12 protein-coding genes are annotated in these 9,082 nt (G+C 61.1%); 8 read left to right on the top strand and 4 right to left on the bottom strand.

From position 1 onward, the window contains the following. Positions 1-930 (top strand): prolyl aminopeptidase (gene pip, locus VJ651_RS20355; protein WP_324109179.1); only part of this gene is annotated, 930 nt, incomplete at its 5' end. A gap of 19 nt (positions 931-949) precedes the next feature. Here the strand turns inward: pip and VJ651_RS20350 are convergent. Next, positions 950-1,480 carry an SRPBCC family protein gene (locus VJ651_RS20350; protein ID WP_324109178.1) on the bottom strand — a complete coding sequence of 177 codons (531 nt, stop codon included), beginning with the start codon at positions 1,478-1,480 and terminating at the stop codon, positions 950-952. Positions 1,481-1,738: 258 nt separating this feature from the next. On the opposite strand from VJ651_RS20350, the gene VJ651_RS20345 reads away from it, so the two are divergent. Next, entirely contained in the window at positions 1,739-2,230 is a 492-nt protein-coding gene (locus VJ651_RS20345; RefSeq protein ID WP_324109177.1) for a hypothetical protein, read from the top strand. Between the two features lie 92 nt (positions 2,231-2,322). Here VJ651_RS20345 and VJ651_RS20340 read toward each other — a convergent pair whose 3' ends face one another. The 3 genes from VJ651_RS20340 to VJ651_RS20330 form a co-directional block, all read right to left on the bottom strand. Beyond that, on the bottom strand, positions 2,323-2,676 hold the full coding sequence (locus tag VJ651_RS20340) for a hypothetical protein (protein WP_324109176.1): 354 nt from the start codon (positions 2,674-2,676) through the stop codon (positions 2,323-2,325). Then, complete coding sequence (locus VJ651_RS20335) at positions 2,677-3,165, bottom strand: hypothetical protein (protein ID WP_324109175.1); 489 nt, start codon at positions 3,163-3,165, stop codon at positions 2,677-2,679. A gap of 78 nt (positions 3,166-3,243) precedes the next feature. Continuing rightward, positions 3,244-3,639 (bottom strand): hypothetical protein, encoded by a 396-nt coding sequence (locus VJ651_RS20330; RefSeq protein WP_324109174.1) that lies wholly within the window; start codon positions 3,637-3,639, stop codon positions 3,244-3,246. 178 nt (positions 3,640-3,817) lie between these two features. Here VJ651_RS20330 and VJ651_RS20325 point away from each other — a divergent pair, with 178 nt between their 5' ends. From VJ651_RS20325 to VJ651_RS20300, 6 genes are all read left to right on the top strand, one after another. Further along, the gene (locus VJ651_RS20325; RefSeq protein ID WP_324109173.1) at positions 3,818-4,375 is read left to right on the top strand and encodes a hypothetical protein; all 558 of its coding nucleotides are present in this window, start codon (positions 3,818-3,820) and stop codon (positions 4,373-4,375) included. 148 nt (positions 4,376-4,523) lie between these two features. Further along, positions 4,524-6,317 (top strand): ATP-binding protein, encoded by a 1,794-nt coding sequence (locus VJ651_RS20320; RefSeq protein ID WP_324109172.1) that lies wholly within the window; start codon positions 4,524-4,526, stop codon positions 6,315-6,317. Positions 6,318-6,619: 302 nt separating this feature from the next. Next, positions 6,620-6,922 carry a DUF883 family protein gene (locus tag VJ651_RS20315; protein ID WP_136420278.1) on the top strand — a complete coding sequence of 101 codons (303 nt, stop codon included), beginning with the start codon at positions 6,620-6,622 and terminating at the stop codon, positions 6,920-6,922. 10 nt (positions 6,923-6,932) lie between these two features. Beyond that, a complete protein-coding gene (locus VJ651_RS20310) occupies positions 6,933-7,325 on the top strand; it encodes a phage holin family protein (RefSeq protein WP_324109171.1) in 393 nt (130 codons plus the stop codon). Positions 7,326-7,349: 24 nt separating this feature from the next. Next, the gene (locus VJ651_RS20305) at positions 7,350-7,727 is read left to right on the top strand and encodes a hypothetical protein (RefSeq protein ID WP_324109170.1); all 378 of its coding nucleotides are present in this window, start codon (positions 7,350-7,352) and stop codon (positions 7,725-7,727) included. 90 nt (positions 7,728-7,817) lie between these two features. Beyond that, positions 7,818-8,507 (top strand): OmpA family protein, encoded by a 690-nt coding sequence (locus tag VJ651_RS20300; RefSeq protein WP_324109169.1) that lies wholly within the window; start codon positions 7,818-7,820, stop codon positions 8,505-8,507. Positions 8,508-9,082 lie beyond the last annotated feature (575 nt).

Raw genomic sequence — 9,082 nt, 5'->3', positions numbered from 1 at the left:
GAACCCTACCGCCGCGGCATGCTGCCGGTGGATGACATCCACACCTTGTATTGGGAGGAGTGCGGCAATCCCGACGGCCAGCCGGTTCTGTTCCTGCATGGCGGACCCGGCGGCGGCTTGTCGCCGCGGCATCGCTGCTTTTTCGATCCCGATCATTACCGCATCGTGCTGTTCGACCAGCGCGGCGCCGGCAAATCGACGCCGCTGGGCGAATACCGCAACAACACCACGCCATTGCTGATCGACGATATCGAACGCATACGCGATATGCTCGGCATCGAGCAATGGCTGCTGTTCGGCGGCTCCTGGGGTTCGACACTGGCGCTGGCCTACGGGCAGGCGCATCCGGAACGTTGTCTCGGCTTCGTGTTGCGCGGCATCTTTCTGTGCACGCGCGAGGAGATCGACTGGTTTCTCAACGGGATACGATGGTTTTATCCGGATGTGCATGCGCAGTTCGTGGCATCGATTCCGCCGGAGGAACGCGGCGATTTGCTGCAGGCGTTCGCGAAGCGCTTGTTCAGCGAGGATCCGAATGTCTACATGCCGGCCGCGCGCAGCTGGAGCCGCTACGAGGGGAGCTGCCTGTTCCTGCGTCCCGATCCGGGTGCGATCGCCGACTTCAGCTCGGATGTGGTGAGCCTGGGCATCGGGCGGCTCGAAGCGCATTACTTCCTGCACGACGGTTTCTTCGGCGACGATCAACTGATACGCAACGTCGATCGCATCCGCCATTTGCCGGCGGTCCTGGTGCAGGGACGCTACGACGTGGTTTGTCCGCCGTCGGCGGCGTTTCGCCTGCATGCTGCCTGGCCGGAAGCGAAGCTGCACGTGGTCGACGATGCGGGACATTCGGGATACGAGCCGGGCATCACGCGCCTCCTGGTGGGAGCGACCGAGCAGTTCAGGACGAAGGGCAGTTTCGACTGAGCCGGCAGGGCTGTCGCGCTCAATGCGCGCTGCTGCGCTCGATCTCCGACGTCACGGCCTCTACCATCTTGCGCACATTCATCTGCACTGCTGCCGTGCCGATGAGCGGCGGAAGAAAGAAATTCGGTTCCAGCGTGCTGTCGAAATGAATGCGCGTGCCCTCGACGCCATCCTGCGAAAACGGTTCCAGTTCCCAGTGCGCCGCGTAGTGCTTCATGTCGCCCGACAGCAGCGCGACCGTAATGGTCGCCATGGGCCGCTCCTCGATGCGCAGCTTCATGTGCACCGGCAGCGTGAAAAACATAAAGCCGGTCTGGCTGCGCTGTTCAATGATCGCTTCATTTCCCTTGCGCGATATCAGTTTGGATTCCACCAGGTCGGGAACGAACATCGGCAGCCGCTCATAGTCGGTCAGCACGCGCCAGGCATGCTGCGGAGTAGCGTGCACGAAACCGCTGGCTTCGACTTCGAACATGGCCTCGCCGTTGCGATGGATGCGATGCGCATCGGCATGCACCGCCGAGTGGCCGTAGCGTTCTTGTGCGTGCATGGACGAGCTCCCCAGGGCAATGAGCAATACGACAAGGTCAAGCATCATCTCAGCGTAGAAGACGTGGCTCGATATGCAAGTGAAGATGCAGGGACGGCGTGATATTTGTAACGACGCGTAAGATTGCTTCCTGCCACGAATATCTCTACATTACTTTCTTCTGCAAGGCATTTCGTCAAAGCATTGATTGCTGACGGATGAAATGTCGGCCAAGCAGCGAACCGGGTCACTTTTTTCACGCATCGAGCAGGCACTGGCATGAACATCCGCAACGCATTTCTTCTTGCTGCAGCCGTGCTCGCTGGCTGCGCCACGTCCACCGGTGACCGATCCACCGACCGCCCGAGTGAAAAAGCCGCGCGTGCCGAGCGAAGGGCCGAGTCGCGCGCGGAGGCATCCAGTGCCAGTTCCGTGGATGCCTATAAACGCGATCTCGCACTTCGTATTTCCGACGTGAATTCCGGCAAGGTCTACCCCGGGCGTCCGCAGGCCTTGTTGCGCTCGGTAGTGGTGCTGCGTTATGCGGTGGATGCGCATGGCAATCTGGTGCGCAGCGAAATCATGCGCTCCAACCATGACCGCGAAACCGAATCGATCGCGCTGGCGTCACTGCGCAACGCGGCGCCGTTCCCGCGGCCCGCCTCGCATCTCGTGCGTCACGGCAAGCTCGAAATTTCCGAGACCTGGCTCTTCAATAACGACGGCCGCTTCCAGTTGCGCACGATTGCGCAGCCGCAAATGGACCAGTAAAGCATGATTGCGCCTGCCAGGATGCAGGCGCCGCATTGTAAATTCCTCACCGTCCGATTCCGCGTTACACATTTTTACATTGTCATAAGTGCTTAAAATTCAAGCACTTGAAAAAATCCTGAGCGCCCTCCTTGAGACCCCCGGCGTGTTCTGCTGAACGCGCACACAGGGCTTGCATCCAAGCTGCTGCATCGATGATGCCTTTCTTTTAACTTAAGGAGTTTCCTCATGAGGCTAAAACCTATTATCCGATCACTATCGTTTGTCATGATCGCGTCGGTGTCGTCATTTGCATTGGCGCAATCATCCGGGGCCGGCACAAGTAGCGGCAGTAGCGCAAGCTCGCCGTCTTCGACTCTGCCGTCGTCCTCCGCAACCAGCGATCCAAGCAAGTCGAGCAGCGGTTCCTCTTCGGCATCGCCTTCGACCAGCGGCAGCAGCAGCACTTACGGCGGCACGTCCGGCAGCAGCGGCACCAGCGGCATGTCCTCGTCCGGTTCCAGCGACACCTCGGGCAGTTCGGGCACCAGCGGCACCGGTGCTTCCGGTTCGTCGACTGACAGCAGCAAGAGCAGCAGCGGTATGAGTTCCGGCAGCTCCGGCACCAGCGGCACTACCGGATCGTCCGGCTCCAGCAGCATGGGCAGCCCCAGCTCCGGAGCGTCGGGCACCAGCGGCACGTCCGGTTCCTCCGGCTCGAGCAGCATGGGCGCCCCCAGCTCCGGCGCATCCGGCACCGAGTCGACTGGCGCAACGAGCAGCAGCCCGGCCGCTTCGAGCGACGCCACTTCGGATACCACCCCTAAGAAAGCAACGAAGAAGAAGCACAAGAAGGCCAAGAAATCCAGCAAGGCCAAGTCTTCCGGCCCGTCGGGTGCCTCCTCTTCCTCCGATACCGGAGCAGGTTCAAGCTCCGATACTTCCTCGCCCAGCAAGTAAGCACTTGCCCATCACGCTGCCCCAAAAAAAAGCGGCTCTCGAGCCGCTTTTTTCATGGCAGGGGAAACGCCGGTTCAGTGGCCGCGCCCGTGACCGTTGCCATGCCCGTGATTCTCCTTGCCGTGTTTTCCGCCGCGCCGTCCATTCTCATATTCGGCCGACCTGACGAAGTACACCGGCTGGCCGCAGGCATTGTATTTGTGGCAGTGCTTCGCCCAGTGTTTTGCATGGCCGGGCGGGACATTCAGATAGATCGGCGCCATCCGAACCGGGCGTGCCGGACGCGCGATGATGATGGGCTGCGCATACACGACCGGCGGTGGCGGCGCATTGCCGATATCGATGCGGCCGTAGACGCCGGGCGAGACCTGGCCGGCGACGCTCACGCCGACGTTGACGTCCGATGCGTGCGCGACGGCTGCGAACTGCAGCAGGGCCAAGGTGGCGATGGTCAAGAATGTGCTGCGCATGATTCTCCTGGATGCAAAGAGGGGACGCGCCGGTCGGCGCTCATGTCTGCCATCCTAAACGGGACCGGCACCTCAGGCAAGCCTCGTGTTGCGTCTGCGGCCACTGGCGGCACGCCGCGTTTGTCGCCGCCCGCGTATTCTGTTTAAATGGGTGATGCCCTCTCAGCACGACGCTACCATGAAAACTGCTCCATCCCCCTTGCTCGCCGCCGCCTACAAGCGACCGCAAAAGCTGTACCGCTATTCGCAGCGGTCCTTGCTGGAACGTTCGCTGCAATTCGGCGAGTTCCAGCTGCATCCGCCGCTCGCCGAAGAAAAAGCGCCGCCGGCCATAGATCAGATCCTGCCGTTCGGTCCGCGCGCATCCGCCGAAGCATCGTCCACCTTTCTCACGCTGAGTCTGGCAAACGCGTGGGATGAAAAGCTGTTCGACGCCTTTGCCGGCGCCGACTGCTGCCTGGTAATCCATGACGCCGAAGAATTCGGAGAACGCATCCATCGCGCCGCGCAGCGTCTCCTACCGAGCTGGGCCGGCATCGATGCCGCGATTTCCTACGGCATGCCCAGTCCGCTGGGAGCCGCGTTTTCTAAGGCGCGCCAGCATGCGCCGGAAAAAGAGTGGCTGTTCGCCTGGCGCCCGACGCAACGCATGCTGAGTTGCAATCCGGTCACGATCCGCATCGGCAACATCGAAGGCATCGCGGAACTGCGCGACAGGGACGGCGGCGCAGGCTGAATGCAACGCGCGGCTCTTAATAGCGCATTCCAGGAATTTTTCCTTCCGGTTTTGCACTCCAACTTGTTCCCGGGTTTGGGCACAGGCAAGGAGGCGGGACGGGCATGTTACTCATCCGACAGATGCCGGCCGTACGGACGGAGGCCGCATGCGACTGAAGCTGCGCGCGTCCATCGTGCTGGCGGTCGTGATCGGACTGCTGATTCCGGTCACGATCATCACGCTGATCGTGCTTCGCCAGGATGAACAGGCGTTGAGACAGCGCCTGCAAGCGGATCAAGAGCGGCTCGCGGAAATCCTGACGCTGGGCATGCAGGAGCCTTTGTGGAACCTGAATCCGCGTTCCGGCCGTCCCTTGTTTGCGGCGATGCTGAGCGACGAGCGGATATCGAAGATCGTCGTGCGCGACCAGAAATTCGGTGTCTTCCTGTTCCAGGAAATTCCGCAACGACGCCGGGGGCGGCAATTCATGATCAGCCGCGATGTCTTGTACAACGACGAAGTGATCGGCTTCGTGACGATTGAAATGGACAGCGGCCAGCTCGACGCCGAGATTCGCCGCAATCGCATGACGATTGCCCTGACCGTGCTGGCGCAATTGCTGTTGAGTCTGCTGCTGATCGTGTCCCTGCTGCAATACCGCGTGCTGGCGCCGATCCGTCGCCTGATGAAGGAATCGCAGCGTCTCGCGCGGCGCGAGTTGACCGCACCATTCATGTGGCGGCAGAAGGATGAGCTCGGCAGCCTCGGCAGCAGCCTGGAAAGCACGCGCCAGTCCCTGCAGTCGTTGTTCGATGAAATCGAGTCCAAGAACCGCGCACTGGAAGAAGACATCCGGCGCCGCGTGCAGGTCGAACAGGAACTGCAGCGCCATCGCGAGCATCTCGAAGAACTGGTGAAGGAGCGCACCGCCGAGCTAATGCTGGCCAAGGAGCGCGCCGAAGTCGCCAGCCAGGCGAAGAGCACTTTTCTCGCCAGCATGAGTCATGAATTGCGCACGCCGCTCAATGCGGTGCTCGGCTACGCGCAGGTGCTCAAGCGCGGTCCCAATCTGGATGCGCACCAGATCGCCAGCCTCAATACCATTCAGCAAAGCGGTGAACACCTGCTGACCTTGATTACCGATCTGCTCGACCTGTCCAAGATTGAGTCCGGCAAGTTCGAGCTGGTCGAACACAAGGTCGACATGCAGAGCTGTTTGCAAGTGATCGCCGACATCATCCGGGTGCGCGCCGAACAGAAGGGCCTGCTCTTCAGATATAGCGCGGCGCCGGATTTGCCGCGCGTCGTCGTGTGCGACGAAAAGCGCGTGCGCCAGGTACTGCTCAACCTGCTCGGCAATGCGGTCAGGTTTACCGACGAAGGCGAGGTCAGCCTGCGTGTCACCCGCCTTGCGCATAACGAAGCCGATCATGCGCGTCTGCTGTTCGAGGTGAGCGATACCGGCGTCGGTGTGCCCGAGAGCGAACTCGAACGCATCTTCCAGCCTTTCGAGCAGGCCGGCGAAGCCCGGCATCGTTTCGGCGGCACCGGACTGGGTCTGTCGATCAGCCGCCAGCTCGTGCGCATGATGAACAGTGAAATCCACGTTGCCAGCCGTCCTGGCGCCGGCAGCGTGTTCAGCTTCGAACTGGTCGTTCCGGTCGCCGACGACGAGCCGGCCGACGGTCATGTGCTGTCGTGCAAGCGCGACGAGCATTGCCTTCCCGCGAAGGACGACGAAGAATTCGTGACGCCGCCGCCGGAGCAGATGGCCAGGCTCCGCGAGCTCGCGCAGATCGGCAACATGCGCGACCTGCGCGACTACGCCGATCATCTCGTAGAGCTTGATGCGCGCTATGAAGGTTTTGCGGAGAAGTTGCGCGCGCTGGCCAATGCCTACCAGTCGAAGGCCATTCTCGCGCTGGCCGAGCAAGCCCTGCCGCCGGACTACACTTCCTGAGCGAAAATTCACACTCTGCGCCAGGTCTTTCAAACCGCGGCCACCCGGTCCGGCTCCCTCATCTGATCCGCATCAAAGAACCGGCATGCGGAGGAGAAAGTTCGCTCTGGCGCAAGGCTCGGAGCTTTACATTTCGTAAATTACCTGACATAAATAGAGATGGCTTGTTGCTTGACGCGACCAATGATCGACATGCGGATCGCCGCATCCGATATCATTTCCGATATGTGATTTCTGTTAATGGTCGCCCGGCAACCCGCGGGCGACCTTTTTTGCTTTCGATCTTTTTGTGGAGTATCGCCATGCTGAATTCAAACATCAAAACCGTGAGGAACGACATGAAGACCCTGGTCAAGGATGCACAAGAACTGTTTCGCGAAGCAAGCCATGCAACCGGCGAAAAGGCGGAGGAGCTGCGCTCCAGAGGCCTGGTGATGCTGGATGCCGCGATGGAAAAGGCGCAGGAAGTGCAGGCCATTGCGGTGCAAAAGGGCAAGGCCGCCGCACATACGACCGACGAGTTCGTGCACGATCATCCATGGAAGGCGGTCGGCATCGCGGCTGGCGTCGGCCTGATCGTCGGCATGCTGATTTCGCGCCGCTAGTGGCTGCATGATGGAGCAGCGACAAACGCATTCCGCGGAAACCGGCCCCGGCCTCATTGCCGGCTTGGCCGGCCTGGCGAAGAACGGATTCGCCCTGCTGGTGAGCCGGATCGAGCTGGCTTCGCTGGAGCTGGGCGAGGTGCGCAACAATATCGCGCGGCTGCTGCTGGTCGGCGTGCTCGGCATCGTTGCGCTGTGGTTCGCGCTCGGCTGCTGGACCGCGCTCATCATCGTGCTGGCATGGGACGCGATGGGCTGGAAAATCCTGCTCATCGTCGCCGCCGCGTATTCGCTGCTGGCGCTCGGCATCCTGCTGTACGCGCGTTCGATGCTCGACGGCGACCAGTTGAGCATGCCCGCGACCCTGAATGAATTGCGCAATGACCGCGACGCGTTGTTGTAAGAGGATGGTATGAATCGGGATGGCATGAATCGAGCCGATCGCAAGAAACAGCTTATCGCGCAGGGCGCGCTCTACCGGGCCGAACTCCTGCTCGCCAAAGAGACGGCGCATGCCAGTCTGCAGCCGGACTCGCTGGCGAAAAGCGCGCTGCATCAGATCGTGCGGGGCGCGCTTGCCATTTTCCGGCGACAGAATCTGACAGGTCTCGCAGGCTTGGCGGGCGGCAACCTGCCAACGGCGCTGCCGCTCGTGATCACCGGCGTTTCTGCCCTGGCAAAACGCAAGCATCTGCTGAAACCCGTGCTGCTTGCCGGCGCCATTGCCGGTGTGGTGGCACTCGTTGTGAAGAAGAAAAAGGCGGGACATACCGCTGCCGACATGGATTTCGTCGGGCCGGAATAAGCCCGAAATTTTTTTCGAATGTAACTTGTCGAACTTGCATCACTTCGGTATGTCCAACTCGTGGTTTTGACACAGATAAGGATATGCATGATGCGAAATCAACTCATTATTACTGCGCTGGCAGCGCTCATCGCACTCGGCGGTTGTGCCAACATGACCGAGGAGCAGCGCCGCACGGCGACCGGCGCGGGAATCGGCGCAGGCCTTGGCGCGGTGCTGGGAGCCAGCACCGGCGGCGGCGGGGGAAAACGCGCGGCGACCGGCGCGGTGCTGGGCGGTGCGGCGGGCGCGGTGGCCGGCAATATCTGGTCCAAGCGCATGGAACAGCAGAAGCGCACCATGGAGCAGGCGACCCAGGGCACCGGCGTGCAAGTGTCGCAGACCGCGGATAACCGGCTCAAGCTCGATATTCCTTCCGATATCTCCTTCGACACCAACCGCGCCGACATCAAGCCCAACTTCCGGCCCATCCTCGACAAGTTCGCTTCCACGCTGGTGGAAAACCCGGATACGAGGATCAACATCATCGGCCACACCGACAGCACCGGCGGCGACGCGATCAATGACCCGCTGTCGGTCAACCGCGCCGCGCATACGCGCGACTATCTGACTTCGCGCGGAGTGGCGTCCAACCGCATCGCCATCGAAGGTCGCGGCTCGCATGAGCCGGTAGCGTCGAACGACACGGAAGCCAATCGCGCACGCAATCGCCGCGTCGAAATCTTCGTCGCCGAACCGCAGGCCAGCGCGCAGGCACCGCAGGCCACGCAACCGCGTTAGCGCCTGCTGCAAGCCCCTTGCTTCGGTGGTCCCCGTTTCATCGACCGCCGAAGCACCGGCCTGCTTCCTCCTTCAATTCCCGCCAAGGTCGCGCAACAGCGCGCGATCGGCCGCATTGACACCGCAATGCGCCGGGCCGTCCGCTGCCCAAAATCGGTCGAATCTCCTTAATTTCCTTTGTTGATTTTTCTGTTGTTTTTTGTTGTTTTTTGTTGTTTAATGAAACGGCTCGATGCTTAGAAGCCGAGCCGCATACGCGTGCATCGACCGAAACCCTGAACGAATTGACTGAAAATCCGCGGCAAGCATGCTTGCAGGGCAAGCACGATGCCTTGAAAGCCTGCCGCCAATATTCGACTACGAAATCACGTATTGACCCCGCATTGCTGGTCATCGTACAGCGGCATTCTTCCCTCCGCGGTGCGCAAACGTAAAGGGAAGGCAACAAGAAAAGGTGGAGATATGAGACTGAAACTGACAGCGCTGGCGGCGGCTGCGATGCTGGCCTCGGGGGCGTCGTGGGCGGACATGACGGCGGCGGAGAAGTGGGTGACGCAGGAATTCCAGCCCTCGAC

This window comes from Noviherbaspirillum sp. (assembly GCF_035254865.1).
Taxonomy (GTDB): domain Bacteria; phylum Pseudomonadota; class Gammaproteobacteria; order Burkholderiales; family Burkholderiaceae_D; genus Noviherbaspirillum.
Note: the sequence above shows the minus strand (reverse complement) of the source record. Positions and strands in the feature narration are given on the sequence as shown.

Excerpts from the sequence above, each read along its gene's own strand:
- VJ651_RS20330 (WP_324109174.1), bottom strand. The coding sequence starts at position 3,639 with ATGCGCAGCACATTCTTGACCATCGCCACCTTGGCCCTGCTGCAGTTC.
- VJ651_RS20315 (WP_136420278.1), top strand. The coding sequence starts at position 6,620 with ATGCTGAATTCAAACATCAAAACCGTGAGGAACGACATGAAGACCCTG.
- VJ651_RS20300 (WP_324109169.1), top strand. The coding sequence starts at position 7,818 with ATGCGAAATCAACTCATTATTACTGCGCTGGCAGCGCTCATCGCACTC.
- VJ651_RS20320 (WP_324109172.1), top strand. The coding sequence starts at position 4,524 with ATGCGACTGAAGCTGCGCGCGTCCATCGTGCTGGCGGTCGTGATCGGA.
- VJ651_RS20310 (WP_324109171.1), top strand. The coding sequence starts at position 6,933 with ATGGAGCAGCGACAAACGCATTCCGCGGAAACCGGCCCCGGCCTCATT.
- VJ651_RS20350 (WP_324109178.1), bottom strand. The coding sequence starts at position 1,480 with ATGCACGCACAAGAACGCTACGGCCACTCGGCGGTGCATGCCGATGCG.
- VJ651_RS20325 (WP_324109173.1), top strand. The coding sequence starts at position 3,818 with ATGAAAACTGCTCCATCCCCCTTGCTCGCCGCCGCCTACAAGCGACCG.
- VJ651_RS20345 (WP_324109177.1), top strand. The coding sequence starts at position 1,739 with ATGAACATCCGCAACGCATTTCTTCTTGCTGCAGCCGTGCTCGCTGGC.
- VJ651_RS20305 (WP_324109170.1), top strand. The coding sequence starts at position 7,350 with ATGAATCGAGCCGATCGCAAGAAACAGCTTATCGCGCAGGGCGCGCTC.